The organism is Phragmitibacter flavus (genome assembly GCF_005780165.1).
In the GTDB taxonomy this organism is placed as follows: domain Bacteria; phylum Verrucomicrobiota; class Verrucomicrobiia; order Verrucomicrobiales; family Verrucomicrobiaceae; genus Phragmitibacter; species Phragmitibacter flavus.
On the sequence record NZ_VAUV01000023.1, the window covers coordinates 37,971 to 63,666 of the forward strand.

General features: G+C 58.3%; 23 protein-coding genes. 12 read left to right on the forward strand and 11 right to left on the reverse strand.

What is annotated here, in order from left to right; translation table 11 throughout:
* Nucleotides 1-10: 10 nt before the first annotated feature.
* Nucleotides 11-940 (reverse strand): tyrosine-type recombinase/integrase, encoded by a 930-nt coding sequence (locus FEM03_RS22240; RefSeq protein WP_138088518.1) that lies wholly within the window; start codon nucleotides 938-940, stop codon nucleotides 11-13.
* A gap of 195 nt (nucleotides 941-1,135) precedes the next feature.
* On the opposite strand from FEM03_RS22240, the gene FEM03_RS22245 reads away from it, so the two are divergent.
* The 12 genes from FEM03_RS22245 (at nucleotide 1,136) to FEM03_RS22300 (ending at nucleotide 9,665) form a co-directional block, all read left to right on the forward strand.
* Nucleotides 1,136-1,483, forward strand: coding sequence for a hypothetical protein (locus FEM03_RS22245; RefSeq protein ID WP_138088519.1), 348 nt, complete (start codon nucleotides 1,136-1,138; stop codon nucleotides 1,481-1,483).
* A 29-nt stretch (nucleotides 1,484-1,512) separates the two neighbouring features.
* Nucleotides 1,513-2,157, forward strand: coding sequence for a YkgJ family cysteine cluster protein (locus FEM03_RS22250; protein WP_166443065.1), 645 nt, complete (start codon nucleotides 1,513-1,515; stop codon nucleotides 2,155-2,157).
* A 151-nt stretch (nucleotides 2,158-2,308) separates the two neighbouring features.
* Nucleotides 2,309-3,133: a hypothetical protein gene (locus FEM03_RS22255; protein ID WP_138088521.1), complete on the forward strand. Its 825-nt coding sequence runs from the start codon at nucleotides 2,309-2,311 to the stop codon at nucleotides 3,131-3,133.
* Between the two features lie 431 nt (nucleotides 3,134-3,564).
* The gene (locus FEM03_RS22260; RefSeq protein WP_138088522.1) at nucleotides 3,565-3,993 is read left to right on the forward strand and encodes a nuclear transport factor 2 family protein; all 429 of its coding nucleotides are present in this window, start codon (nucleotides 3,565-3,567) and stop codon (nucleotides 3,991-3,993) included.
* 37 nt (nucleotides 3,994-4,030) lie between these two features.
* Nucleotides 4,031-4,753, forward strand: a complete 723-nt coding sequence (locus FEM03_RS22265) for a hypothetical protein (RefSeq protein WP_138088523.1) — start codon at nucleotides 4,031-4,033, stop codon at nucleotides 4,751-4,753.
* Complete coding sequence (locus tag FEM03_RS22270) at nucleotides 4,740-5,192, forward strand: hypothetical protein (protein WP_138088524.1); 453 nt, start codon at nucleotides 4,740-4,742, stop codon at nucleotides 5,190-5,192. Before FEM03_RS22265 ends, FEM03_RS22270 begins: the two co-directional genes overlap by 14 nt.
* A gap of 81 nt (nucleotides 5,193-5,273) precedes the next feature.
* Nucleotides 5,274-6,164 (forward strand): alpha/beta hydrolase, encoded by an 891-nt coding sequence (locus tag FEM03_RS22275; RefSeq protein WP_138088525.1) that lies wholly within the window; start codon nucleotides 5,274-5,276, stop codon nucleotides 6,162-6,164.
* A gap of 157 nt (nucleotides 6,165-6,321) precedes the next feature.
* Nucleotides 6,322-6,720, forward strand: a complete 399-nt coding sequence (locus FEM03_RS22280; RefSeq protein ID WP_138088526.1) for a hypothetical protein — start codon at nucleotides 6,322-6,324, stop codon at nucleotides 6,718-6,720.
* 106 nt (nucleotides 6,721-6,826) lie between these two features.
* Nucleotides 6,827-7,363: a hypothetical protein gene (locus tag FEM03_RS22285; protein WP_138088527.1), complete on the forward strand. Its 537-nt coding sequence runs from the start codon at nucleotides 6,827-6,829 to the stop codon at nucleotides 7,361-7,363.
* An 81-nt stretch (nucleotides 7,364-7,444) separates the two neighbouring features.
* A complete protein-coding gene (locus tag FEM03_RS22290; protein WP_138088528.1) occupies nucleotides 7,445-7,879 on the forward strand; it encodes a hypothetical protein in 435 nt (144 codons plus the stop codon).
* A 123-nt stretch (nucleotides 7,880-8,002) separates the two neighbouring features.
* Nucleotides 8,003-8,458, forward strand: coding sequence for a hypothetical protein (locus tag FEM03_RS22295; protein ID WP_138088529.1), 456 nt, complete (start codon nucleotides 8,003-8,005; stop codon nucleotides 8,456-8,458).
* An 835-nt stretch (nucleotides 8,459-9,293) separates the two neighbouring features.
* Nucleotides 9,294-9,665: a hypothetical protein gene (locus tag FEM03_RS22300; protein ID WP_138088530.1), complete on the forward strand. Its 372-nt coding sequence runs from the start codon at nucleotides 9,294-9,296 to the stop codon at nucleotides 9,663-9,665.
* A gap of 113 nt (nucleotides 9,666-9,778) precedes the next feature.
* Here FEM03_RS22300 and vccD read toward each other — a convergent pair whose 3' ends face one another.
* The 10 genes from vccD to proB form a co-directional block, all read right to left on the reverse strand.
* Nucleotides 9,779-10,501 carry a Verru_Chthon cassette protein D gene (gene vccD / locus FEM03_RS22305; protein WP_166443067.1) on the reverse strand — a complete coding sequence of 241 codons (723 nt, stop codon included), beginning with the start codon at nucleotides 10,499-10,501 and terminating at the stop codon, nucleotides 9,779-9,781.
* A 15-nt stretch (nucleotides 10,502-10,516) separates the two neighbouring features.
* Nucleotides 10,517-11,575 carry a Verru_Chthon cassette protein C gene (gene vccC, locus FEM03_RS22310; RefSeq protein WP_138088532.1) on the reverse strand — a complete coding sequence of 353 codons (1,059 nt, stop codon included), beginning with the start codon at nucleotides 11,573-11,575 and terminating at the stop codon, nucleotides 10,517-10,519.
* A 60-nt stretch (nucleotides 11,576-11,635) separates the two neighbouring features.
* Nucleotides 11,636-12,184, reverse strand: a complete 549-nt coding sequence (vccB, locus tag FEM03_RS22315; protein WP_138088533.1) for a Verru_Chthon cassette protein B — start codon at nucleotides 12,182-12,184, stop codon at nucleotides 11,636-11,638.
* Nucleotides 12,181-17,163, reverse strand: coding sequence for a Verru_Chthon cassette protein A (vccA, locus tag FEM03_RS22320; RefSeq protein WP_138088534.1), 4,983 nt, complete (start codon nucleotides 17,161-17,163; stop codon nucleotides 12,181-12,183). Before vccA ends, vccB begins: the two co-directional genes overlap by 4 nt.
* Before the next feature lie 135 nt (nucleotides 17,164-17,298).
* Nucleotides 17,299-20,115 carry a beta strand repeat-containing protein gene (locus FEM03_RS25740; protein WP_166443068.1) on the reverse strand — a complete coding sequence of 939 codons (2,817 nt, stop codon included), beginning with the start codon at nucleotides 20,113-20,115 and terminating at the stop codon, nucleotides 17,299-17,301.
* Between the two features lie 123 nt (nucleotides 20,116-20,238).
* Entirely contained in the window at nucleotides 20,239-21,042 is an 804-nt protein-coding gene (locus tag FEM03_RS22330) for an AraC family transcriptional regulator (RefSeq protein WP_166443069.1), read from the reverse strand.
* Nucleotides 21,043-21,118: 76 nt separating this feature from the next.
* Complete coding sequence (locus tag FEM03_RS22335) at nucleotides 21,119-21,733, reverse strand: lysophospholipid acyltransferase family protein (RefSeq protein ID WP_138088537.1); 615 nt, start codon at nucleotides 21,731-21,733, stop codon at nucleotides 21,119-21,121.
* A 57-nt stretch (nucleotides 21,734-21,790) separates the two neighbouring features.
* Nucleotides 21,791-23,290, reverse strand: coding sequence for a xylulokinase (xylB, locus tag FEM03_RS22340; protein ID WP_138088538.1), 1,500 nt, complete (start codon nucleotides 23,288-23,290; stop codon nucleotides 21,791-21,793).
* 114 nt (nucleotides 23,291-23,404) lie between these two features.
* Nucleotides 23,405-24,661, reverse strand: coding sequence for a glutamate-5-semialdehyde dehydrogenase (locus tag FEM03_RS22345; RefSeq protein WP_138088539.1), 1,257 nt, complete (start codon nucleotides 24,659-24,661; stop codon nucleotides 23,405-23,407).
* Between the two features lie 37 nt (nucleotides 24,662-24,698).
* The gene (gene proB, locus FEM03_RS22350; protein ID WP_138088540.1) at nucleotides 24,699-25,472 is read right to left on the reverse strand and encodes a glutamate 5-kinase; all 774 of its coding nucleotides are present in this window, start codon (nucleotides 25,470-25,472) and stop codon (nucleotides 24,699-24,701) included.
* Nucleotides 25,473-25,696 lie beyond the last annotated feature (224 nt).

Below are 25,696 nucleotides of genomic sequence, written 5' to 3' on the forward strand. Positions count from 1 at the left end.
TTGTGATCAATCAGTCAACCGAAGGGGCCGGAATCACCTCGTTGTAGAGCCGGTTGAGCGCCTCACGCGTTCTTCCTTCACTAAGTTCCGTAAGATGAAGATAGACCGTCGTCGTCTTGATGTCCGAATGTCCAAGATACACCTGCAACTGCCGCAGCGACACACCTTCTTCCAGCAAATGGGTGGCATAACTATGGCGCAGTGCATGGCAACAGACCCCTTTCTTCTTGATGCCCGAACCCAGCACCGTCTTGATCATCGCCGCCTGCACACTGCTGTCACTCATCGGCTGCGAAGCAAGGCGCAAAGCCTTCGCCTGACTGCCAAACTTTTGTTTCCATCCACGGCCAATGCCCGGAAACAGAAAGCGTGGGTTACGATGCGCCGACCACCACTGACGCAGGCGTTGCAGCATCAACGGTGAAACCGGCACCTCGCGATGTTTGCCTCCCTTGGCATGAAGCACCTGCAACACCCCGCGAGCCGCATCCAGATGAGACACCTCAATACGACAGGCCTCGCCGACTCTCAGCCCGCAATGATACATCAACGCAAACACCGCACGGAATCGCGCCACCTTCGTTGAAAGCAGCAAGCGATGCACCTCAGCCCGGGTCAACACACAAGGCAGCGGTGCGGTGCGTTTGATGCGGATCTTGCTCCAACAAGTCCAGTCATGACGCTCCAGGAAATCACGAAAGAACAGCCGCAGCGCGCAGACACATTGATTGAGCGTGCTGCCCTCGTAGTCGTGATCTTGTTGCAAATGATGAAGAAAGTCGAGCACCTGACCTTCATCAAGCAGTGACGCGCAGGCCACGCCCTGATGAGAAGCAAGACGTGAGACCCAGCGCACATACTCCGTGCGGGTGCGGGCCCGCAGGGATTTGAGATTGATGAAGCGGACGAAGTCGGATAAGTTGGCAGGGATAGCTTTCATAGGCCCCCAGATTCCGCCTGCCTGAGGTCACTGACATCTTTGTAAACCCACCTCGTTCATGTCGCTCCACGCCCCGCACCAACCTCACCCCCGCGAAGCGGCTTCGTTCAACAAGGCGGTGGTGGCAACCGAGCAACAACGTCCGTCTTGAATTCGAGCTTCCATTTCGCCTACAGCTAAACGTTTAGCAATAAAATGAATATGTTCAGCTTCACCGACAATCTCGATATCGTCGATAACAAGCCAATCGTAGTCTTAGCCAAGATCGCGATGGCTCCGACCGACAAGGGGGGAAGGATTGGGCCATTTACCAAAGGTCTCCGCCCCAATCACAATTTCGGATCGGAGGAAGACCGGATTTTCTATATCGGACAGATCGAGGTTCCAGAAAGCGAATGGGTGTATCCTGGTGAGACTCGTGAGCTGTCGATCACTTTTCTGAACGCGCGTGGATTGGCGGAGATGCTCACGCCTGGACGGACTTGGCGCATTCAAGAGGGACCTAAGCTGATTGGAACTGGAACAGTGATCGCAATCGAATGACACGAAACAGAACGCCGATCCCTCAAATTATGCCTGAGAACCCCGCACAGCGTCTCGCCCAACAATTAAATGCTGCGAAAACACCGGCAGATTATCACCGGGCATTGCGGAATGCTTATTCCGCTGTTGATGCGCTCGTTGGGGAAGTCATCGACGCCAACGAAACTGAACTCGCATGCAAGAAGGGTTGCTTTCTCTGCTGCTACTTGAGAGTCGACGCGAAAGCCCACGAGATTCTCAACATTGCGGACTACGTGGAGGCTAGCTTTTCTGGATTGGAACGAGGAGCATTGAACGCACGCCTTGAGGAACACCAAAAGACTGTGGAACCGCTGTCCTACGAACAACATATCGGAACCAACGTGCCATGCCCTTTGCTCATCGACGGCATGTGCAGCGTATACTCTGTCCGCCCATTCGGCTGCCGTCGGCACCAGTCGCAGGACTTCGACAGCTGCCAGTATTCCTACGACAATCCGGAAGACATTCACCACCCAAGCGCCCGCAACAATGCACTTCACCGAGCTACTGGACATGCGGAGATGGCAGTCAATGATGTCTACTCCTCGAAGGGATTTGATTCTCAAGGATACGAGCTTGGAACAGCCCTCAAAGAAGCGCTATCAAATCCAAAGTCTAGAAAACGATGGAAGAAGGGTAGCAAAACCTTCTAGCAGCGAAGACCGTCTCTCCAATGGCATAACAATGCGCCGCTCCTAGCACCTGCCCCGCTGCGAGTTCAATCAGCCATGGCCATCAACCCACACTCGAAGCCTCGCCATTCGGCAGGTGTAGGAGGGCTTCGACGTTGTGCCAGAAAGAAGAATGAACGTTCTGAACATCAATACGCGCAAGCAGTTTGAAGATTGGTTGACTGATAATGTTGCTTTTGCGGACGCCCGTATCCTCTCCCTTACAGCTGCGTCCAAACCTGATCCATCGAGCACGCCTTCTGCGGTGACCATCGAACTCGCATACCAGATAGAGGGGAGTTACAAGGCACATTCGAGGAGAGTGTCCCGTGTGTTCCGTATTCGGGCAACCAAGATCGCACAATACAGCCTCTCTGCCGACGCCGCCATCTCCTCTGAACACTGGTCGGAAGGAATAGCAGCTGTCGAATCAGAGTCACCAATTGCATTCGAGCTTGATGTTCCTGCCCGACTCTCATTGCACTGCTCAGAGATTTCTGTCGAGGAGCGTCCGAAACTCTTTGAGACCGTGGCGCCTAGGCTCAGTAATCGAGAGGTCTTTGCGAACGCCCCAAGGACATTGATGCCCACTCCAGCACAATGGCAGACGAGATTTAATGCGCTCGATCAAGATGTTGTGTGGCACATCTACCGTAGTGAACCTCAGCAGACTGCCGAGGTTCCAATCGCGAACTACGAAGGATGGTTCCTTCAAGTGCGGAGAGACCTAGACGATGCCCACCAAGGAATCTTTTTCTTTTCGTGCAGGCCTGAAAAACATGGTTTTCGCGTCGCCATTCAGAACCAAGGGGCGTCCAAGCTCCTATGGCAGAGCGCGATGAGAGTCTTGTCAGAGTTTGATGGCGTAGAGATCCACTGCGGCAATTGTGAATTTCCAGGAGCTGACTTTTTCCGGGCATGGACAAGCTCGGAAGAGGCACAACAAGCGGCGTCATGACAACCTCCACCCGCCGTTCTGTTTCGATGATTTCCAATTACACTCCCAACCCCATAAGTGACGTGCGCCGCCGCTGGTAGTGTTGATGCCTTCATCGTTCAACCTTGCATTGCCGCGAGAGCGTTATCACCTGAGCGGAGACCGGTGGCAAATCCTGACAAAGGAAGGATAACCACGTTGTCTAAATTATACTGGCGCAGGTGAGCGAACCGAAGTTTAAAGGGAGAGACAAATAAAAATTCAGAAAAAAAATCGGAAAAAATTGTGAACTTCCATTTTTGAAGAGTAACACCCTAATATCCGTGTTGTGTTGCAGCCCCAATCCAAGTTGATCTCGATAAATTGACAAATTTGAAACAAATAGGGTGATGCGATTCTTCAAAACGTCGTATCAACCCTCTGTTAGGCAAAAAACTCTTCGTCACCCGCTTATGTCAGCTCCACCTGCATCGGAAATTAAACTGCTCCGCGCGGCCTACACGGCCTTCAACGAGCGAGACATCGCCGCGGCCCTCTCGACCATGACCCACGACGTGGCTTGGCCGAAAGCGTTCAAGGGCGGTTTTGTTCGTGGCCCCGACGAGGTTCGCGCTTACTGGACGGAGCAGTGGAGCGAGATCGACCCCCACGTGGAGCCAGTGGCCTTTTACTCGGAGGATGCCGGGCGTATCTTGGTCGATGTTCATCAGGTCGTGCGTGACTTGGCTGGAACAGTCCTCGCCGATATGCACGTTGGCCATCGGTTCACTTTGGCGCAGGGTTTAATCCAAGCGATGGAAGTCGGCCCACTTCCGTTGGTGCCCCAAAATGCCTACCAGACCCCAGAGCCAACGGCCCCAAGCGGCCGTGGCTCATCTTAAATGGTAGGTGCACAACCGCGTTCGTTGACCAATCGCCATGTCTAAGTTTGGAGATGAGTTCTTCCGACGGCTTCAGCGGATAAACGCCGGGCTTGAACCCGCGACCACGCCAGGCTGGCGCTGTGCCCGTTGCAACAAAGACATGAGTGACTGTTTATCACTTTTCGGGCCGACACCAACCGATGTATGTAGCGAGTGTGAAATCGAAATGCGGAAAGAGGATCATCTAGCTCGATGGAATGCAGCCAAGCCACCTGTTTACGACATCGATGCGATTCTCTTCGCCGCTGATCGGAAGCCTTGGGATATCGTGAAGGAACTCAACAGCAAAATTGATTCGTCTTGCCCAGAGTCGCACTTGCTAGAACCTGAATCGATTGTTCGTGACTTCGAGATGTTCAGTTGTTTTGAAGGTGAAGATTTTGATTACATTCTCGACTGTAACGGTGGTGCAGTGATTTTCCTTCGCGGTTTACGGGCGATGCGAGCCATCGGTGCAACCCGATTGGCGGATGCCATGACAAAGATTCGGGATTTCGCCATCAGCCGAGGAGTCGCGCTTCCCGACCCTATTCCTGATCCATGGTTCTGTGAAGTCACTATCGATTCCAATCTGAAGTGCGAGTTGGCACGCTTGGACGAAGAACTGAAACCTTACGATGGATTGAAGGGCGGCGACACGAGCAGGATGCTGGTTGAATATTTGCGCCGTCACGTAGAGGTTCTCCGTCAACGAAAGGTTCAAAATGAATACTCCTAATAAGGTCGCTGAGCTTGGTCGTTCGCCTGAAATATCTCCTGCTAGAATGATCGCCAAGACTTTCGTATTCATCACTTCGTTTGCGGCACTTTCCTCCTGCATGCTGATGGGGATCTTCTCAGCGGCTGGAGTTTGCGCATTGATCTTCGGTTCGGACGTGTTGGACACGACCCTCGGCGATCCACCTGATCGGACTCATCCGGCCTTCATTCTCTTCATGCTGTTGATGGTTCCTGGTATGATTGTTGGGGCTATCGGAGGCACATTTGGCATTGTTTTGCCGCTTTACCGGGGATTCAGACTTCCATTTGGTCGGAGCAACGAATCTGCAAGAATATGGCTGCACCGCTACGCAACGGGACTCGCAGAATACACAAAACCCACCAACAGTGAACAAGACGGTGGTGGACAACCGGCTACCCGCCCCGAATCGAAATGACCCTCGTGACTACAACTCTTAATCCTGTCGTGGAGTGGCGCTCCCGGTAGCCGGTGCCACACCCCGACGTTGGTCTAAGAAATGACTCTGATATCAAAACGAAAACGTTGGATACGCCGACTCTTGGTCCTCGGGGCTTTGGGTTTTCTCGGTGGAATCACCTTCACACTTTACATCGGTCATCAGCTAGTTGCAGCAGTTCCCAGAATTGTTGGCCCTCCGCCCGGCTATTTGGGCGGAGAGACCATCAAGTTCAAGAGCGCTTCGGGGAGTCAAATCGCAGGTTGGCTTACGGAGACCGAGAATGCATCCGGAACGATTCTCCTTCTTCATGCGATCCGAGCAGACCGGCGGAGTATGGCCAGCCGCGCCAGCTTCCTGCGCGATCAAGGCTACCACACACTCTGCATCGATTTTCAAGCGCATGGGGAGAGTCCAGGCGAGAACATCACTCTGGGATACCTTGAGGCGATGGATGCGGCGGCTGGAGTGGCATATTTGCGAAGTCACTATGCCAATCTCCCTGTAGCCGTTGTCGGAACCTCGCTTGGTGGCGCTGCGGCCCTGATGGCTCACTACGTGAACCCACCTGAGGCGATGGTGGTGGAGGCCGTGTTTGCGGATGCAGAGACAGGTGTTGGCAACCGCCTGGATATGCGATTCGGTCGCCATGGACGTCTGCTCACACCACTGCTTACGTGGCAGATCCAACCATTGCTTGGCATCGACGCCGACAGACTGAACACCGTCCGCGCGGCGGAGAATGTGGTCACCCCAGTTTTTGTCCTCTACGGTAGTGAGGATCGTCACGCCCGACCCATCGAAGCGAATGCCATTTACGCTGCTTTAGGCGGACCGAAAGAGATTTGGAAGATCGCCGGTGCCGCACACGTCGATCTTCATCGATTCGCAGCTGCCGAGTATGAGGAGCGCGTCAGCAAGTTCATCGCCAAATACCTCAGACCAAGATGAGACTAACAAGGCGCGCCATGACAACCCTGCCAGCCATTCGGTTTCGATGATTTTTCCCTCACCACAAATTCAACTCCGTGATCGACGCGCGTCCCCACTGGTAGGGGTGCACGCGCTCTACCTTCGGCGATTCCTCGCGCATTCCAAACTTCATGCCATGAAATCCGCTATTTACGCAATTTCCATTCTTCTGCTCACGGCACCTGTTATCGCAATCGCTGGAGATGCCATTTTTCCACAGTTCCGAGCGGCAATTGTCTGCTATAACGGCGAACTCGATTCGGGTAGTTCATGCGCATCGAATCCCGCTCCAGTCGGCCAGCCAATTGCAAGGAGCGGTAAGATGACTTGTGGGTTTCCCGGCAAAGTTTCCGAGATTGCGTGGTCATTCGTCGAGCGACGCGATGGCAAGGACGTTTTCAACTTCACCCGTCGTTTTCCGATAGAGACACCCGAGACAGCCACCGCAACCAAACAGATTTCATTTGGCGGCGAGCGCGTGACCGTCTTTGAAGACAAGTTTCAGGTCATCGTTATTCAAGGCCCCAATAAATGAACCCGGAAACCCCGAACAAGACGCTCCATTCAACGGCAGGTAACGCTCCAGTTTGAATTCGGGCTTTCCTCCCCGCCGTGGATGAGCTAGAAGTTCGTTCAAGAAAATGATGCGTGCTGCTGACTTCAGACTCCGACTCGATGCTGCTTCGTTCTACGCAACGAGGTTTGCAGCTACAATGGTGCGAGACACGTTACCCTTCGAGTTCCGCTACTGCGCCGTCCTCAATTCCTCATGTGATTCCAATCGTGAGGCGGATGAGATCGTGTATCCCGAAGACGACAACGTGTTCCACGAAGATCTCGAAGCGAAGGAGGTCGTCGAGTTGCTGTGCCGCAATCAGCGAGTCCCGCAATGGATCGACATCGCAGTTGGATTTAGCGGGCGCCATCATTCTCACATGTCATTACTTTGCGGTGGCCGATACCATGCGGAAGACAATCGCCTTTACTACTTTGATCAGGGGACACAGCCGTTTGGGATCAAGAGTCCGACCCTTCCTCCACGCTACAAGGATGGGACGCGGTTCCGCCTGCCCCAAGAACGAGATTTCTTCGAGCGCCTTCACAAACTCCACGATAAAACAAACGAAGCCGAACAAAACGTTGGTGGACAACCGGCTAGCCGCCCCGAATCGAAATGACCCTCGTGACTACAACTCTTAATTCTGTTGCGGAGTGACGCTCCGGTATCCGGTGCCGCTCCTCGATGTCGTCTAAAAACAATGCTCCTGCCACTCCTCATCCTTGCGAGCCTCGGCTACGTAGCCTTTGCCATTTCAGTGATTGTCAGGGAGAGGCGATGTCGTGGCTTTCGTGAGACTGATGAACCTCATCCGGCAATGAAGTTTGTGTTTGCGGGAGGGGTGCCCTTGGTGATCACCTCAACGATGACCTACCTGTTTTTGATCGTGGGAGGCGCGACCACAGTTCAGTTCAACGTTGGCAATCCTTCTCGCATGAATGTTTGGTCCACCTGGGTTGATCTTTGGCCCATGTTTTTATTCATCACCGCTGCGAGTGGTTTTGGGTCGTTGATTTGGTTTGTTGTATCCGTGTTCAAGAAAACGATGCGACCGTCTATTCCGATTTCGATTATCTCATTATCGCTTTCTGTTCTGGCATTGTTTACCGTTGCCTCTTATTTTCCATCAGCATAGGCAAGCGAATGAAGGTCAAGATGAACAAGACGCTAATGGCAACCGGTGTTGACGTCTTTCGTTGAATTCGAGCTTCCTTTTCGCCGGTGCCACAGCTGATCGTTCGACAAAATAAAACAATCAATGAAAACTACATCGACAGCAATCCTATCTCTGATACTCACCGCTGCCCCACTATTTGCTGCTGAAGACGTCGAGATTTACAGAGGTTCAGAAATCTTGGCAGATGGAACTAAAGTTCAAATTCAGGTTTCGATTCCACCAGAGAGGCTGAGCGCGCTGCCGAAGACCAACCTTCTTCTTGAAGGAGCTCCGGTTACTGCAGAAGACGCAATTGCGCTTTCCGCCAATGCATTTGAAAAGCAAGATCCGTTGATCGAGCGCACTTTGGTTCAAAGGGTTGAACTGCTGCAGGCCGCTGGTCCCGAAATCGATAACCAGAATTTCTTTATCGGAATCCCGCTTTATGTCGTCGAGATTCACGGATTCCGATCAGAGCGTGAATCTCCCCATACTTATATGCAGAAGTTTGTGGTTCTCCCTGATAAGTCCGTAGAGATTCCAATTGTCAGAAAATAGAGTCGAACAATGCGATCCACCGAACCCTGACCAAGCAGCCCCTTAATTGTGACACCGGAATGTCCGTGTTATTTTGCAGCCCCAAAATCCCTCATGCATAGCATAAACACTGACCAATTTCCAAAGGCGTGTGGGACACCCGCCACCACCTCGATCAACCCCATTTCCTCCCTCTGTTGCTCCAGAATAATGAAGAACAGTTTTCGCCCATCAGATGAAGAGCTGCGAGGAATGACCGTTAATGAATGACTATTTGCATGTGGCCTTCTTGACGCCTTCGGCGATGCAGCACGGAGACAGGATCGTGGTGAGATGATTGATCTTCTGGTTCATGCTGCTACGACGCGTGAGCAAGCAGAAGAAACCGTCGATGCGACGCTAACCAACCCGAAGAAGTATGGAATCTGATGAGATTTGACCAGGACATCATTGAGCCGCTTCATTGCCTCGCGGCTGAGGTGCTCGACATGCGACAATATGGGCGCCTCGCAACCGTCACCCATTACCTATCGGTGTTGAGCGTGGGACAATGGAATCGACTCGGAACGGATGAGCGGAAGCTTTTCGTAGATAAGATGGCCATTGACTTTCACGCAAGGGCATGGGATGAATGGGAGCGGAATTCTGGAGACTCATTATTGCGCGTCAACGAATTGATCGGAATCCAGAGTCGAGCGTGCAAATGAACAAGAAGAAGCACAACAAGCCGCGCCGTGACAACCCCTGCTAGCTGTTCAGTTTCGATGATATCCCGTAACTACAACCCAAATCCCGTGATCGACGCTCGCCCTGCTGGCAGGGGTTCCTGTGATCATCGTTAGGCCGCTTCACGCCAATGAGCTTCGACCCTGAATATGAAAAGTTCCTGCAGAGTCACATCGACGGAAGCACGGTGTTCACCTACCGTGAACGGGATTTCAGACTCAAGACACGCGAGCAGTTGTTTGAGAAGATCGAGGTTGGCGAGATGCGTGTTCCTTTCCTCAGCTGCCTAGTGGCCTATCGCAAGCGCCTGCAACATGCAGGATATTCTAGCCTTGAGGTGAGCAGCATTGATGGGACGGCCATTGGAGAGTATAGCGGCGACATCCTCTTCGTATCTCACGCTTCGGATGCTGTGTGCTTGCACCATGCCGACGGGACTGTTGACACAGAAGTGATCGCACCATCCATTGGAGAGTTTCTCGCAGGACTGGTTAGGGTATGACGACATTGCGGCCTAAACCTCCAGTTAGCTTTGGACGTGAAGTGCACGGGCTGGCGTTCGCTGGGTAGATGCTGCGAAGTGCAACTTCGCGGTCCTTGGTCCTTGGTGGTTTCTTAAGGGCGGTAGGAGGTGATGCGGCCGTTGATGGGGTCGATTTGGATGCAGTAGTAGTTGGGAACGCTGGCGATGGCGGTGCCGGAGACTTCCTCAGCCTCAGAGATGATGGTGAGGAACCAGCGGCTGGTGCCGGTGGAGGGGAGGTTGGTGCTGTTGGGGCGGAAGATGAAGGAGCGGTATTCGTGGTCTTCAACAGGGAATTCGTAGGCGTTGCGGGTGGAGCCGCTGAGGGTGAAGGTGTTGGCTTGCGCCGCAGCGCTGGGGGCGGGGAGGGTGAGCAGGGATGAGGCGGCGGTGGCGCTGCTGATGACGAGGTCGTCGGAAAGTTTGAGGGTTTCGCCGTGATGAATGGTGATGGCGGAGTCGAGCACGGTGCCGCTTTCAGCAGGGAAGGGGCTGGGTTCGCCGGCATCGTAGTGGCGCATGAGGACGACGGTTCGATAGGCGGAGGTGGAGCCGGGGGTGTCCGGGGAGAGGTGGCGGTAGAAGCGGACTTCGACGGGGCGGCCTTCGGATGAGGCGATCTGTTGGGCTTGGGAGAGGAGGGATTGAAGCTGGTCGCCGGTGTTGGTGAGTCGGGCGGCGGCGAGGGAGCCGACGAGGGGAGGCAGGGTTAGGGCGAGGAGGAGTCCGACGATGGCGCAGACAATGAGCATCTCCACCAGGGTGAAGGCGGGATGGCGTCGCGGGGCGGGCGTTGGTTGTCGGGTGGGATGCATGGGCAACATGGTGGATCAGTCGTCCCAGCGCGAGTTACGAAGAGGGACGGTGGTGCTGAAGATGCGGAAGTTGACCTTCTGTCCAACGAGGTAGGCTTCGAGGGCGTTGGTGTCGGCCTGGAACTCATCGTTGTTGGCGATGGTGAACCCGCTGAAGGTGAAGGGCGGAGTGGCTGCGCCGGTGGGGGCGAGGTTGGCGGCGGAGCGTTCATCAATGACGACCATGAGCAGTTCGACGGCGGGGGGAAGTTGGTGGTCGCTGGGGAGTTGGGTGAAGTTTTCGGCGGCGGAGATGGGGGTTCCGGCGCTGTCGTAGGTGTAGCCGGGGGCGATGTCGCGCGGGTTGGCCGTGGTTTCGGTGAGGGTGATGCGTTTGGGGGAGACGATCAAAATGAGGACGTTGTCGGCGATGGGCCGGCTCCAGTTGGTGGTGTTGAGCATCCAGTTGGAGGCCGTGGCGGCCTCGGGATTGTAGATGGTGTTGTTTTCGGTGGGCGGGGCGTATTCCATCAACCGGTAGCGGTATTTGGCGGGCTGGCTGGTGGCGATGAAGGGAGGTCGGAAGGTGGAGTCGTCGCCGAATTCGACGTAGTATCCGCGACCGTTGATGGCGGTGGGGAGATGTTGATACTGGCTGGAGTAGCCAAGCGGAGCCTGGAAGAAAAGGCTGTGGCCGGGATGGGTGGCGGCACTGATGCCGGAGGCTCCACTGAGGACGCTGGTGGTGGGTCCGGTGCGGAACTGTAGTTCGGAATAGCGAACGTAGCCGATGGGATTGAGGTTGATGTCGAGTTCGGCTCCGGTGCTGCTGTTGAAGGCGGGGGCGAGCGGGTCCGCAGGGTTGGGGAAGCGCAGGCGTTCGTAGGTGTTGAGCGTGGACTGCTGGAGGTTGAATTTGATGATGTCAAAGGCGCGTCGGGCTTCGCGGAATTGGGAGACTTTGCCTCCGGCCTGGGACCAGCCGCGCTGGACTTCGGAGAGGACGTTGACGACGATGAGGAACAGGATCGAGAGGATCGTCATCGAAATGAGCAGTTCGACCAGGGTGAAGGCGTGGCGGCGAAGGCGGCTCATGAGGTTCGAAGATCTAAAATTTGAGATTTGAGATTTTTAAATTTCGAATGATGAATGGGGCTAGAACTGTCGGGCGACGAGGGTGAGGTAGGTGGAGAAGGTGTTGGGGTTGTCGAAGGGGAAGTTTTCACGCGTGCTGGAGGCGATGCGGATGTGGATGGCCTTGGCGTTGGTGGCGGCGGGGAGGTCGGCGGTGTCGCCAACGGGCATGTTGATGTCGCCATGGGCGGTGGTGCCTGATTCGGAGGCAAGTTGGGCGCTCGCGACGTAGGCGACGCGGAGGTCGAAGCTGGCGTCGTCGGGGGCGATGGGATTGGCCTGATCATCGAAATACCAGCGGTTGGCGAGGATGGTGGGGAGGTTGCTCCAATGGTGAGGGGCGGCGGCGGGGGCGCCCCAGTCGGCGAGGCCGATGGCTCCGGAGATTTCGCTGACGATGCGGGTCTCGGCGGTGCGATTGGTGGCCTGGCGCATGTTGTCCATGACGGAGGGGATCAGTCCGAGAAGCGTGGTGAGGGAAAGGGCGAGGATGGCGACGGAGATGGCGACCTCGGCGAGGGAGAAAGCCTGTCGGGTGCGGTGATGAAAGGATGGGAAAAGGCGGTTCATGGGGCGAAGCGTTTGTTTTCGAGGACGCGGAATTTGTAATGCCGGTCGAGGGGTTCGGCGTCGTAGTTGGAGGGGAGGGCGTAGTCGGGGATGGTGGGATCGTCAGGGTTGATGCGACGTTCGATGAGGGCGGAACCGCGGTAGTCGGCGTTGATGGATTCGAGTTGCGGATTGAACTCGTTGGCGGGCACGGAGCGGGCTTTGCGGATGGTTTGGGCGCGGTAATGGACGCGGTAGGTGTTGCTTTGCGTGGTAATTTTTTGGTAGATGTGGGCGTAGGGACGTTCGCGGGCGTTGTCGCCGGTGAGGGCGCGGGCTTCCCAGAAGGTTTTCATGTCCTCGGTGTCGTTGTAGGGGGTGTTGACGTCGGGATCGCCGCCCTCGGTCTGGGCAGGGTTGGTGGCGGTGGTGAGGACGGAGGGAGAGGTGCCGGAGACTTTTTTGGGAATGAGGTTGATCTCGGCGATCTGACTGGCGGTGCGGAACAGTCCGCGGGCGGCGGTGGGGGTGTTGACGGTGGTTCCGCCAGAAGCAGCGCTTCCGAATTCGAATCGGCGTTCAAATTGTCCGAGGGTGCCCTGCCAGATGGTTCCGACTTTTTGGTCGGCAAGAATCGTGCGATGCCAATGGCGGAATTTGGGACTGGCGGTGTAGTTGCCGAGGTTGGCCTCGATGTCGGTCCAGAGCTGGTGATGGTGATATTGGCCGTCGCCGTAGCTGTTGTTGAAGGCGAGGAGTTGTGTTCCGGTCGGACCACCGCGCTGCACGGGGGCGGCGTCGGTGGGGATGGCGTGCATCATTTCGCCTTTGAGAACGGCATGGAGTCCGGTGGCGCGACGGATGTATTTGTTGAAGGGGACCATCTGGTAGTTGAGGTTGACCTTGCCGGCGGTGGAGTAGGGTTCGCTGATGGCGTAGGGTTCGACGATGGGCATCCAGAAGAGGTCGAGGAGAAGGTGGTCGGCTGGATCGACGCCGCCGAAGTAAGAGGGGGCACCGGGGTGGGGTTGGGCGTCGATCTGGCTGGTGATGCCGGAGCGGATGTGGTTGGGTCGGAACAGCAGGGTGCGCCAGGGGTCGCCGTTGCCATCGGGGCCGCCGAGGGTGGGAGAAGGAGGAAGTGAGCCGAACATGACGGCAGAAGGCATGAGCCGGTTGGGGGTCATGTAGTTGAACCCGGCGGCGGCGCTGCGCCAGGGTTCGCCGTGGTAACCGCCGGGCATGCGATAGGTGGCACCGCTGATGGTTCGGTTGTCGATGCCGATGTTGCCTTCGTCGGGCCAGTTGATCCATGGGCCGTCGCGCATGTTGCCGGCACCGAAGGGATTGTCGAAGTCGCGGTAGCGGTGGGCGAGGGCACCACCGATGGGGACGTCGGGCCAATAGCCGCCGTTGGGGACGTTTTTGATGAGGCGGTTTCTGCGGTCGGTGAGGTTGCGACCGGTGACGGGATCGACTTCGACGGAGAAACCGGGGTCGATGTAGTTGCCGTAGCGGGACCAGGTGTGGGCGACGAAGAAGGGGAGGTTGGCGTTATTGGGATTGAGCCAGTTGGGGTCGTCCATGGCGAGCAGGCGCGGGTGGGGACGCCAGTCGGAGGCGGGAACGATGAATTTGGCGTTGTGGAGTCGGAGGTCGCCGTGGCGCGGCACGAGGTTGACGAGGGTGTCCTGACCGAAGGGACCGGTGACGCCGGCGGGGAGGAAGGGGGTTGAGCTGCCTGTTGTCTGGGTGGCATAGGGGCGCATGACGTTCACATAGGCATCGGTGGTGCTGGTGTTGTTGGGGGCCATCCACATGACTTGCTGATAGCGGGGGATGTTGTTGGTGGCACCCGAGTTGTCGATGCTGTGGTAGAGGCGGCCAAGAGTGCGCAGCGATTCGTCGTTGGCGTCGGAGATGCCGGAGTAGGCGCGGGTGTAGGGGGTGGGATTGGTCCAGGCACCGCTGAAGCGGTTGAGGGCTCCGGCAAAATGAAAGGCCCACCAATGAGGGGCGTCCACGCGTGGGGTGGTCGTGCTTGAGGCATTGGTCTGGCGACCGGTGCCGAGGCGGACGAGTTCGGGAGTGGGGATGGGTTTATCGGCGGAGATGTTGCCGTTTTTGTCGATGCGGAGATCGACCTGGACGGATTGCACGAGGTTGGCGGGTTCGGGGTTCTGACCGGTGTAGATGTTGATGGTGATTGGGTCTCCGCCGAGGACAATTTGGTGAGGGTTGTCAGGGGTCGGTTTGAGCGGGCCGGGGATGGTGTGGAAGTCGGTGACGAGATCGAAGTTGAGATAGGCTTTGTTGGGGCTGGTCTCGGCGGTTTCGTGGTAGGCGGGGTCTTTCAAGACGCCGCCACGTGGGGGGAGTCGACGGCCGCTGAGTCCGACGGTGGGGCTGACGCTGCCGCCGATCATGTGGACGTTGTTGGCGGCCCACATGCTGCCTCCAGAGCGCCAGATGGGGGCGATGGATGAGGCGTAGAGAGGAACGTCGCCTGCGATGGTGTTGCGGATGCGGACGCCGTCGAGGCCGATGACTTCGATGCAGAGGTTGGGCATCATGCCACCCCAGCCGGGAGCGAGGTTGGTGAACTCGACCATGAGCATGCCCTGAACGCGGCGTTCGCCGGGTTCAAGGGGGGTATCGGGAACGAGGGTGGCGTTCCAGTTCTTGGGCTGGTAACCAGGGTGGGTGGCCATGGACCGAGGATCGTCTTCGTCGGCGCCGGGGTTGGTGCCATAGCGCCCGCTGGAGGTGGCTGAGAGAGGGGGATAGTTGGAATACCAGTATTGGGGTTGGCTTGGGGGGGAGGAATGTGGATCGGGGCCGAGTTCGATTTCGACGGGGTCGCCGATGTTTGCGTGAAGGATTTTTGGTGCGGTGCGTCCGCCGCTGGCATTTGGGTCGGAGTTGCTGGATGGGTTGGTGTTGTCGATGGGTGGGGCGGGAGGGATGGAGCCGTCGGCGTTGCGGATGCGGTAGCTGCCTTCGTCATTGGTGCCGTCGGCGGTGCAGATGAAGAGGAGTCCGACTTCTGAAATGGCGACGAAGCGGCCCTGACCGCGTGCGGGAACGCCGCCAAGAGTGGTTTGGCTGGGTGCGACCATGCCATGGCCGGGGAAGGCGCGATCAATGATGCGCTCGCCGCCGCGTGGCTGGCTGCCGCGATCGGCGGTGAAGGGTTTGTGAAGGGGGGTGGCGTTGAGGATCTGTTCGCCATTCTTGCCGTCGAGGCGGTAGGTGGGATCGGTTTTCAAGGTCTCGGTGGAGGGGGCGAGGCTGCCGTCGTAAACGTTGATGGAGCGGATGTAGTCGAACATCTGCACGGCGAGGCGGGCGGCGTCGGAGCCGTATTTGTCGGTGAAGGAGGCGGTGGCCGGGGCTCCGCCGTTGGGGTAGTCGCGTCCGAGCAGGTGGTAGAGGTATTCGAGCAGGATGCGGTTGCGGGGGAGGTTGATGTCCTCGGTGGCGCTGAGGGAGTTTTTGCGTCGGAAGAAGTAACTTTTGTCGGTGCTGGTGGCGTTGCCTGAGGAGGCGCACCAGGCGATCATGTTGTCGTAAATGGTGCGATAGGTGTTGCCGAGGGACTCGTCAGCGACAGGCCAGGCGGCGATGCGTGGTAGTCCGAAGAGGTTCGTTTCGGGCGAACGGCTGTGGGCGGTGAGGAAGGCTCGGACGCGTTCGAGGGCGCGTTCGGGGTTGTCGCCGAACAGGCGGTTTTCGGGGGGGGCACCTTCAGCATCGTCGTGGATGAGGCGTTGGTCCCCGGAGACTTCCTGGGAGAACAAGAGGTCGTCGACGCTGGCGTAGAGTCGTTGCTTGAGAGATTCGGTAATGTTGACGTGGTGCTGTTTCGCGCCGGGGTAACTGGAATCGGTGAGCGCCCAGAAGGGCACGGTGCCGGAGATCGAGCCACCGAGATTGACCTTGGGAACAATTTGATAAATGCGCTCGCGTTTGGCGAGGATGGCGGAGCGGGCGTTGGGGGCTTTGCCGTAGGGATCGAGGTCCTCATTGGGGAACAGCACGGTGCTGAGGGCGACGGTGGCGGGATGGCCGGGATAACGCTGATACTCGAAGCGGGTTGGCTGGTAGACGGACCAGTTTTCATCGCGCTCGTGATAGAGATAAGGGGTGGTCCAGAACTGCGGTTCGGAGGCGGTGTTGATGTTGATTTTGCTGGTCTCGTCGTCGGTCCAGAAGGCGATGCGACCGACAATGGGATTGGTGGCGGTGGCGGTGATGCCTCCAGCTCCCTGGAAGGTGTAGTTGCCGGAGGGACCGCCGCCGGAAGTGAGGGTGCCGAGGGTTCCGTCCTGCAGGAGGTAGAGCCATTGGACCGGCATGGGAAGGCGGGCGTCGAGGTCGGTATTGCTGGAGGCGGCTTCAACTCCGGGAAACACACCATCATTGGCAATGTAGGTGAACCCTTCGACATTGTTCGTGGCATCCGCGCCGGTGGCGACGTAGGCGCGGGGATCGATGATAGGAAAGATGGCGGCGGGGGTGGGATCTGAAGCGCCGATGGGAGCGGGGCGGATGACGGGCGTGTTGAGATCGGTCCACATGGCGGGGTGTTCCTGCCAGTCGGTGTCGGGGGTGTCGTTGGCCATCGACTCCTCCGTCGTGGTGACGATCATGGTGGGATCGGAATAGAGTTTGTAACCGCGCAGGAAGGCGCCGTCGTTGCGATATTTGCGGATGGCACCGGGTTGGGAGGCCCAGATTTCGCGTCCAGTGGTGGCGTTGTCCTGACCACTGCCATCCCAGATTTGAGACATGACCAGGCTGACGGCGGAATCGGCCAGCTGGCGTGCGCGTTCGGTATCGGAAAAGCGAGTGGCGGAGGAACGTTCGCTATCGGACAGCGAGAGCATGGCGATGATCAGCACCGTGATGGTGGCGATGAGCGAGACGACGGTGATGAGGGCCAGGCCCCTTTTCTTCCGGCGGACGAGGCTGGATGGATTTTTGGTCTCGATCTGCATGAGAAGTGTTCATTAGACGACCATGCATGATACATACATCGTCAATGTGTTGATCTATAAATTGGTTCGTGGACAGGCAATCGCCTGCGCTTAAAAAATTTTGCGGTGAGCCGGGCCAAAAAATGACCCTGGTTTTTAACGTCGTCGACGTCTGGCCCCGAGGACGATCATGGCTCCCGCCATGAAAAGGATGCCGCGAGCGGGCTCGGGCACGATGGCGACAAGCAGGAGATCATTGCCGCCGGTGAGGGCGGTGGAGGCGAAATCGGCGTTGTAAAAGACGGCGAATTGCTGGCCGTCGATGAGGGTGGTGTAGGGGGTGGATGCGCCACCGAACATGGTTTGGATGGAGGCATCGGCGAGGGTGTTGGCGTTGGCGAAGAGGCCGACGATGGCGTCGCTGCCGTCGTTGTCGATGAGCCAGAGGCGGTGGTCGTCGGTGAGGAGTCCGCCGGTGTAGAGGTTGTCGGAATCGCCGTCCCAAGTGCCGGTGAGGAGGCTGTCGGTGATGCTGACAGTGCCGTTGGCGTCGAGGAGGCTGGTCCCGACGGTGCCATTGCCTTCCGTGGCGATGCCACCGATGGCGAGCTGAGTATTGAAGAAAGCACCGGCATTGAGGTTGATGGCGGCAGTGATGGTCAGTCGGTCGGGTCCGTCGCCGGGGGAGAGGATACCGCCGGACTGGATGGTGACTCCGGTGGTAGCCACGGTGGAGATGAATCCGTTGCCGCCGATGGAGCCGCCGGATTGGACGGTGACGGAACCGGTGCCGGTGGCTGAGCCGGTGATGTTGTTGGCCAACAGGCTTCCGTCATTGACGGTGGTGTTGCCGGTGTAGGTGCTGCCATTGGTGAGTCGGAGAGTGCCGGTTCCGGTTTTGGTAAGTTGACCGCCGGTGCCGCTGATGATGCCGGAATAAGTAGTGGACTGGTTGTTGGCGCCGACGCTGATGTTGCTAGAGATAAAGGTGGGGGTAGTGGCCAAGACACCTATGGCGAGGTCGTCAGAACCCTTGAGTCCACCGATGTTGTAGGTGTTCGTGCCTGCGACGGTGAAGGTGACCGTCTGGATGCCGGAGAGGTGGGTGTCGAGGGTGGAGGCGGAGAGGGCGTCGACGTGGTTGAGGGCGAGGGTGCCCGCTTCGACCCGGGTATCGCCAGTGTGGGTGCCTGCGCCGTGAAGGACGAGATTAGATCCTCCTTTTTTGACGAAGGAGAGTTCGCCTGCCAACACGCCGAAGAAGTTTCCGTTGGTGGATTGATTGATGGCAAGGGTGGCGGCGGTGGAACTGGTGTTGGTGATGGTGCGGCCGCCCATCGTGGTGGTTCCATGAACGATGCTGCCGGTTTCCTGACTGAATCCGTTGAGATCAAGGGTGTCGTTGTTGCTGCCGTAACCGGCCCCCATGTTGACGATGGCATTGAGTGGCAGGGCGTTTGCAATCATCATTTTCATGGTGCCGCTGATGATGCGGGTGTTGCCCCAGACGTTGCCGGCAACGCCCAGCTCCACCGTGCCGCCGGAGTCGAGATAGAACGAGCCGTCGGATTGCAGAACGACGGAGTTCGTGGTGAAAGCGAGGGTGGCACCCGTTTGCGGGTTGAGGATAAACAAGCCTGACTGGTCTGGGGTGACGTTGATGCCGCCGGTCATGGTGAGTTTGTCGGCGGCGACGAAAATGCGGGAACCGCCACCACCTCCACTGAGGGTGTAGGTTCCGGTGACGACATTGTTTCCGTCGTTGCTGTAGAAAACTTGGGGATTCTGCCCGTTGCCCCGGCCAAAAACCACGAAGTTCTCGGCAATGGTGAGTCCAGTGGCACCGCCGCTGAGCCTGACCTGCCCACCGGGGACGCTGGGATTGCCACCGGATGCGGTGTCCCCGCCGTTGATGTAGGTGATGCCCGCCGTGGAGCCGAGCGCGTTGTTGTGGGTGATGATGAGGACTCCGCGGTTGACGTGGGTGTCGCCGGTGTAGGTGTTGTCGCCGCTGAGGGTGAGGCTGCTGGGGGAGGTCTTGGTCAGTGAGGACGACCCGGCGGCGTTGTCGCTGATGATGCCGGAGATGGTGGTGGAGGAACCGGCCGAGTCGATGATCAACTCTCGGGTGGCCCCGATGGTGATGTCACCGGTCAGGGTGAGGACGCCGCTGGCGGCATTCATGATGCCGTTGGCGGTGAGGTTGCCAGCCAGGGTGGCGGAACCGCCGCTGTGACGGAGGGTGTTGACGGAGGCACCAGTGCCGAAGGTGCCGGAGGCATTCACTTCAGCATTCAGGCCGGGGGTGCTGCCGATGTCGGCGACGGCAATGCTGGTGCCGGTGTAGGCGATGAGATTGTTGGTGGTCGAATCGCGGGTGGTGTAGCGGGTGCTGGTGCCCGCCCCAGTGGTGAGCCAGGGACCGACGATGCCGGTGGTGTCATTCACGATGCCACTGTGATCGTCACCGATGTTGACGGTGCCGCTGCCCTGAATGTTGACGTTGGATCCGACGGAGCGGGCAAAGGTGCCGTTGTCGAGGGTGAGCGCTCGCCCCGTCGCGACGTTCCAGATTTGATGGGTGAAATTGCGCGTGGTGAGACTGGAAAGAATGTTGAGGTCGACTTCTGCGCTGCCCATGTTGATGCCGCCCATGCCGAGGGTCAGGGTATTGCCGGTGCCAATGGTAATGTCGCCATCGGGATCAAGGATCGAAATGCCGAGCCATTCACGGTCGGCACCGAGACTGGAAGTATTGGCTGAGGTGATGGTGTTGTCCCATTGGGCAATGTCGTTCTGGGCGGCGGTTCCGCTGACCCAACTGCCCGACAGGTTCAGGTTGGTGGTGTTGTTGGCTTTGATGATGGTTGCTGCCGGAACGGATGGAATCGAAAAGTTGGCGACGCAGAGCAGGGTTGCAACATGAATGGCGACAAGTTGTCGGCTGAGGTTGGGGAAGGTGCGTGTTTTCATGGCGGAAGGTGCTGCCATGGACGGTGCGCTGTGGTTTCGCGATACCAAGTCCATACGGTGTAATCTTGACGTGGATGGACGTTCGGGTCTTGAACGAGCCGGACAAAGTTTGGAATGATTCGGTCACCCGGGGGTGGCGAGTCTGCGACGAACCTGACCGGGGGTCATGCCGGTCAGTTTGCGCATCTGTCGGGTGAGATGACTTTGATCGGAGAAGCCGTGTTGGGAGGCGATGTCTGCGAGGGTGGCGCTGCCGTGAAGGGCTTCCATGGCGGCCTGAATGCGACGGTGGGCGATGAAATCCTGGAGCGACATGTTGAACGCTTTTTGAAAGCGTCGGTTCAACTGGCGTGCAGAGCATCCGGTGGCGCTGGCGAGTTTGTCGGTGGGTATGGATTCGGCGTAGTGGGTTTCGATGAGGCGCAAAGCGGCTTCGAGATTCGCATACTCGGGGAGGGTGCCGAGGGCTCCGGTGAAGGGTTTGACGACTCCCATGAGGCCGATGATGTGTTTTTCGGAGTCGAAGATTGGCAGCTTGGTGGTGCAATACCAACCGGAGCCGGGGCCGGAGTTGAAAAGGAATTCGACGCGATTGATGAGAGGTTGGCCGGTGCGCATGACCTTGAGGTCGTCCTGGCGGATGGTGGCAGTTGTCAGCGGGGTGTGCATGATGCTGTCGTCGCGACCGAGGTATTCTTCCTCGGTGGTGCAGCCGGAGAGTCTTTGAAGGTGGGGGGTGAAGGCGACGAAACGTCCTTCAGCATCTTTGGCGAAAAAGCCGATGTCGGGCAGGTGGTCAAAGAGCAGCCGGAACTGTTGGGTGTCGCCCATGCGTCGGAAGAAGGCGTTTTGAAAGGCGCGGTTGCTGGGATTCTTAGCGGTTGCAGCGCTGGCTGGGATGGGAGCAGTGAGGATCGAATTCGCCATGAGACCATGAGGGGATGACCGGAAGCGGCCAGGAAGGGAACGGTCGGATGTGGGGCTTCTTTCGAAAGGGAAAGCGCTACAGTTGTTGCTGAACGTGCTGGCGAAGTTCTTCGCACTGAGACTCGGTGGCGTCGCGGGGGATGGTGATGGGGTCGCGGAATTCGATGTCGACGCGGCTGAAGGGCACGGGGAGCTGGAACCCATCCCAGGTGTTGAATTTGAACGCGTTCTGGTAGGTGACGTGGAGGGGGATAATACGCAATCCGGTGAGCTGGGCGAGTTTGATGATGCCGGGATTGAGATGGTGGCGGGGACCGCGTGGGCCGTCGGGGGTGACGCCAAGGTCGTGTCCTGATCTCGCGAGTTTGGCGAGTTCGATCATGGCCTGGGCACCACGTCGGGAACTGGATCCGCGGGCGGCAAGGAGGCGGAATTCGGCGCAGGTCTGGGCGATGACCTCGCCGTCACCGCTGGGACTGGTGAGGATGACGGCGGGGCGGGCGGGGAAGATGGCCTCCCACATCCAGGGCATGAGAAACATGGAGTCGTGCCAGAAGGCCCAGATGTAGCGCTCGGAACTGGCCGGGTCGACGTTGGCCGTGTTGTGGAGGTGGCAGTCGAGGGTGTTGCCGATGCCGCGCATGAGGGCGGCGATGGCGCGGCCTGGGTTCTTGAGGCGGATCTTGGCCACGGGTGGGTTGGTAATTGGAAGAGATGTGGCCGACGACACGTCGGCGCTCCATGGGAATTACAGATAATTGACTTCGCGCAGACGGGAGGTGAGGCCGGTGAAGGTTTCGAGCAGGTCTTTGTAGAAGGCGGCGTTTTCCGGGTTGGGGCGGCAACGGGTGGATTCGTCGAGGGTGACGAGTCGGTCGGTGAGGGAGGCGTAGTCGGCGTGGCCGGTATCGCGTTTTTGCAGGGCGAACGCGGCCTGGATGGCGGCTCCGAGAGCGGCCCCTTCGGCGGTGGCGAGGGTGACGACTTCAGCGTTAAAGATGTCGGCGGCGATTTGACGCCAGGCGGGGCTTTGACTGCCGCCGCCGGTGAGACGGATTTCGGTAGGATTGATGCCAAGCTCGCGGAAGCGGTTGAGGCCATAAGCAAGGCCGAGGGTGGCTCCTTCAACGGCAGCACGGGCGAGGTTGGCCTGGGTCAGGTTGCCGGGTCGGAGTCCGTGGATGACTCCGCTGCCATTGGGGAGGTTGGGGGTGCGTTCGCCGTTGAGGTAAGGGAGGAAGGTGATGCCGTCGGCTCCGGCGGGGGCGCTGGCGACGAGGGATTCGAGTTGTGTGAGATCCCATTCAAAGAGCTGGCGCAGTTGCTCGGTGACGACGGTGACGTTCATCGTGCAGACGAGCGGGAGCCACTGGTCGGTGCTGTCGCAGAACGCGGCGACTTCGCCTTGTCCGTCGATGATCGGTTCGGCGGCGGTGGCATACAAGGTGCCGCTGGTGCCGAAGGAGGCGGTGATGACACCGGGTTTGATGTTGCCGGTGCCGATGGCGCCCATCATGTTGTCGCCGCCACCGGCGCTGATGATGGTGTCTTTGGAGATGCCCCATTTCTCGGCGAGTTCCGGGCGAAGGGTGCCGTGAACGTCCTGTGAGGAGCCGACGGGAGGGAGCATGGAGAGGAGGCGGGGATCCACGAAATTGCAGATCTCGGCATTCCAGGTGCGGGTGCGGATGTCGAGGGCGGCGGTTCCGGAGGCGTCGCCGTATTCCATGCGTTTGATGCCGGTGAGCCAGAAGTTGAGATAGTCGTGTGGGAGAAGGACGGTGGCGATTTTTGAAAAATTGTCGGGTTCGTTTTGTTTGAGCCAGAGAATTTTTGGAAGGGTGTAGCCGGGCAGCATGGCGTTGCCCGCGAGGGAGATGCAGCCGGGTTGACCACCGAATTCGTGGGCGATTTCATCGCACTGACGGGTGGTGGAAGTGTCGCACCAGAGTTTGGCTGGGCGGATCACTTCGTCGTTGGCGTCGAGAACCACCAACCCGTGTTGCTGACCACTGATGCCGATGCCGGCAATTCGGCTGCGGGCGTCGCCGAGTTGAGCGAGGCAGTCGATGATGGATTTTTCGGTGGCGGTGGTCCAGTCGGAAGGATGCTGCTCAAGGTGACCTGCAGGCAGACCGGGGATGAGCTCGTATTTGTGGCTTGAATGGGCGAGGATGTTGCCGGTTTCAAGGTCGAGCACGATGGCTTTGGTGCTTTGGGTGCCGCTGTCGATGCCGAGGAAATACATGGAAAGGAAAAAGTTCTTGGTTCTTAGTTCTTGGTTCTTAGTTCGGGGAGCCGCTACTTTGAAACCCGGATCGGTTTCTGAAAACTCAAAATTTGAAACTTAAGTCTTAAAGCTTTACCGAATCTGTCCGTTGCCGGTGACGAGGTATTTGTAAGAGCAAAGTTCGGCGAGTCCCATGGGGCCGCGGGCGTGGAGTTTGTCGGTGCTGATGCCAATTTCAGCGCCGAAGCCGAATTCGCCACCATCGTTGAAACGGGTGCTGGCGTTCCACATGGCGACGGCGGTGTCGGTTTCGTGGAGGAATTGCTGGGCGGCATCGGCGTTTTCGGTGACGATGCTGTCGGTGTGGTGGGAACCGTAGTGATTGATGTGGGCGACGGCTTCTTCGAGGGTGTCGACCGTTTTGACGGAGAGAATGAGGTCGAGGTATTCGGTGGACCAGTCTTCTTCAGTGACGGGTTTGGCGTCGGGCCAGTGGGTGAGCACGGTGGCATCACCGCGGACTTCGACGTTTTTGGCAGCGAGGGCGCTGGCGAGGGCGGGATAGAAGGTGGGGGCCAGATCGGTGTCGACGAGGAGGGTTTCCAAGGTGTTGCAGACGCCAGGTTTCTGGGTCTTGGAATTGACCACGATGTCGATGGCCTTTTTGAGGTCGGCATCGCGATGAAGGTAGACATGACAGACGCCGTGGTAGTGTTTCAACACGGGCATGCGGGCGACGTTGACGACGCGTTCGACCAGGGACTGGCCGCCGCGGGGGATGATGAGATCGAGGTATTGATCCATCTTGGCCATGTGGTCGACGCTTTCGCGATCGGTGAAGGGGACGAGCTGGATGCTGTGGGCGGGCAAGCCGGCTTTCTCGCCGCCTTGTTGGAGGGCATTGGCGAGGGCGGTGTTGGAGTGAAAGGCTTCGGAGCCGCCGCGCAGGATCGTGGCGTTGCCGGTTTTGAAGCAGAGGACGGCGGCGTCGCTGGTTACGTTGGGGCGGGATTCGTAGATGATGCCGATGACGCCGATGGGGACGCGGATCTTGGTGATGTGGAGTCCGTTGGGACGCGTGGTTTCGGAGAGGATTTCGCCGACGGGATCGGGAAGAGTGGCGACCTGTTCAATGGCGGCAGCGATGGCTTCGAGGGATTCGGGCGTGAGACGCAGGCGGTCCACCATGGGTTTGCTGAGGCCTTTGGTTTCGGCTTCGGCGACATCCCGGGCGTTGGCTTCGAGGATGGGCTGGGCGTGATCGCGCAAACCGCCGGCCATGGCGCGGAGGATGTCGTTTTTTTGGGCGGTGCTGAGTTTGACGAGCTCATGCGCGGCGGCCCGGGCGCGCTTGCCCATGAGAAGGATGTGTTGGGCGATGTCGGTCATTCAGATTGGGTGACTGGATACGCTTGAAAGGCGTGGACTAGCTGGCGAGAGGAAAGCGGGTGCCGATGCCTCCGCCTTCGATGAGGGAGGCGAGTTGCTCGGGGTGGCGACCGGAAGCGATGATGCAAGGCACGCCGCCCTGGATGGCATCCTGAACGGCGCGCAGTTTGCTGCCCATGCCGCCAACGGAGAAGCTGCCTTTGGCTTCCTGGGCGAGGTGCAAGACTTCGTCGACATTGTTGACCTCGGCGACGATGCTGACAGTGCCGTCGTCGCGGATGTCCATCAGTCCGGGCACGCTGGTGAGCAGGATGAGCACATCGGCCTGCCAGAGGGTGGCAACGCGCGAGGAGAGTTTGTCGTTGTCGCCGAACTTGAGTTCTTCGACGGCAACGCAGTCGTTTTCGTTGATGATGGGGACGATGTTGGGGTTTTGCAGGAGGCGCAGCAGGGTGGACTGGGTGCGCTCAGCGCGTTCCTTGCTTTCGAGGTCGGCGTGGGTGAGGAGCAGTTGGCCGACGTGGAGTCCGTGGCCACGCAGGTAGCTCTGGTAGGTATGCATCAGGTAGGACTGGCCGACGGCGGCACAGGCCTGGAGCGTCACGAGGTCGGTGGGGCGTTCACGGAAGTCCATGGCCTTGAGTCCGGCGGCGACGGCTCCGCTGCTGACAACAACGACTTGGTGGCCGAGGCGTTTGAGCTCGGCAATGGCCTGGACGAGTTTGCAAAGTTGTTCTTCGTCGGTCTCCGCGCGGTCGGTGCGCGTGAGAATGCCGCTGCCAAATTTTAATAGAATTTTCTTACCGCTCATGGCCGTTTATTTAAAGTGGGCGGTGAGCATGGACGAGGGTGGACGGATTTGAAAGCGGAAAATGGATCGACGCGTGTGGGACCTGTTGCCTCAAAAGTTTTGACACCGGGGGCGGGGTGGATGGGCGGAGGAAAAAAGGTCGTTGACTCAAAAAGGATGACACCGGCAACCCATACCCATGCCGATGAGTCAAAAAGTCCGAGAAGAAATGCTGCCGCGCCTAC

Bases quoted from the DNA above. Each gene is read 5' to 3' on its own strand.
- vccA (WP_138088534.1), bottom strand. From the start codon at position 17,163: ATGCAGATCGAGACCAAAAATCCATCCAGCCTCGTCCGCCGGAAGAAA.
- FEM03_RS22260 (WP_138088522.1), top strand. From the start codon at position 3,565: ATGTCAGCTCCACCTGCATCGGAAATTAAACTGCTCCGCGCGGCCTAC.
- FEM03_RS25740 (WP_166443068.1), bottom strand. From the start codon at position 20,115: ATGAAAACACGCACCTTCCCCAACCTCAGCCGACAACTTGTCGCCATT.
- FEM03_RS22270 (WP_138088524.1), top strand. From the start codon at position 4,740: ATGAATACTCCTAATAAGGTCGCTGAGCTTGGTCGTTCGCCTGAAATA.
- FEM03_RS22295 (WP_138088529.1), top strand. From the start codon at position 8,003: ATGAAAACTACATCGACAGCAATCCTATCTCTGATACTCACCGCTGCC.
- FEM03_RS22240 (WP_138088518.1), bottom strand. From the start codon at position 940: ATGAAAGCTATCCCTGCCAACTTATCCGACTTCGTCCGCTTCATCAAT.
- FEM03_RS22280 (WP_138088526.1), top strand. From the start codon at position 6,322: ATGAAATCCGCTATTTACGCAATTTCCATTCTTCTGCTCACGGCACCT.
- FEM03_RS22300 (WP_138088530.1), top strand. From the start codon at position 9,294: ATGAGCTTCGACCCTGAATATGAAAAGTTCCTGCAGAGTCACATCGAC.
- FEM03_RS22285 (WP_138088527.1), top strand. From the start codon at position 6,827: ATGATGCGTGCTGCTGACTTCAGACTCCGACTCGATGCTGCTTCGTTC.
- FEM03_RS22275 (WP_138088525.1), top strand. From the start codon at position 5,274: ATGACTCTGATATCAAAACGAAAACGTTGGATACGCCGACTCTTGGTC.
- FEM03_RS22345 (WP_138088539.1), bottom strand. From the start codon at position 24,661: ATGACCGACATCGCCCAACACATCCTTCTCATGGGCAAGCGCGCCCGG.
- FEM03_RS22255 (WP_138088521.1), top strand. From the start codon at position 2,309: ATGAACGTTCTGAACATCAATACGCGCAAGCAGTTTGAAGATTGGTTG.
- FEM03_RS22330 (WP_166443069.1), bottom strand. From the start codon at position 21,042: ATGGCGAATTCGATCCTCACTGCTCCCATCCCAGCCAGCGCTGCAACC.
- xylB (WP_138088538.1), bottom strand. From the start codon at position 23,290: ATGTATTTCCTCGGCATCGACAGCGGCACCCAAAGCACCAAAGCCATC.
- FEM03_RS22250 (WP_166443065.1), top strand. From the start codon at position 1,513: ATGCCTGAGAACCCCGCACAGCGTCTCGCCCAACAATTAAATGCTGCG.
- vccD (WP_166443067.1), bottom strand. From the start codon at position 10,501: ATGCATCCCACCCGACAACCAACGCCCGCCCCGCGACGCCATCCCGCC.
- FEM03_RS22265 (WP_138088523.1), top strand. From the start codon at position 4,031: ATGTCTAAGTTTGGAGATGAGTTCTTCCGACGGCTTCAGCGGATAAAC.
- vccC (WP_138088532.1), bottom strand. From the start codon at position 11,575: ATGAGCCGCCTTCGCCGCCACGCCTTCACCCTGGTCGAACTGCTCATT.
- FEM03_RS22245 (WP_138088519.1), top strand. From the start codon at position 1,136: ATGAATATGTTCAGCTTCACCGACAATCTCGATATCGTCGATAACAAG.
- vccB (WP_138088533.1), bottom strand. From the start codon at position 12,184: ATGAACCGCCTTTTCCCATCCTTTCATCACCGCACCCGACAGGCTTTC.
- proB (WP_138088540.1), bottom strand. From the start codon at position 25,472: ATGAGCGGTAAGAAAATTCTATTAAAATTTGGCAGCGGCATTCTCACG.
- FEM03_RS22290 (WP_138088528.1), top strand. From the start codon at position 7,445: ATGCTCCTGCCACTCCTCATCCTTGCGAGCCTCGGCTACGTAGCCTTT.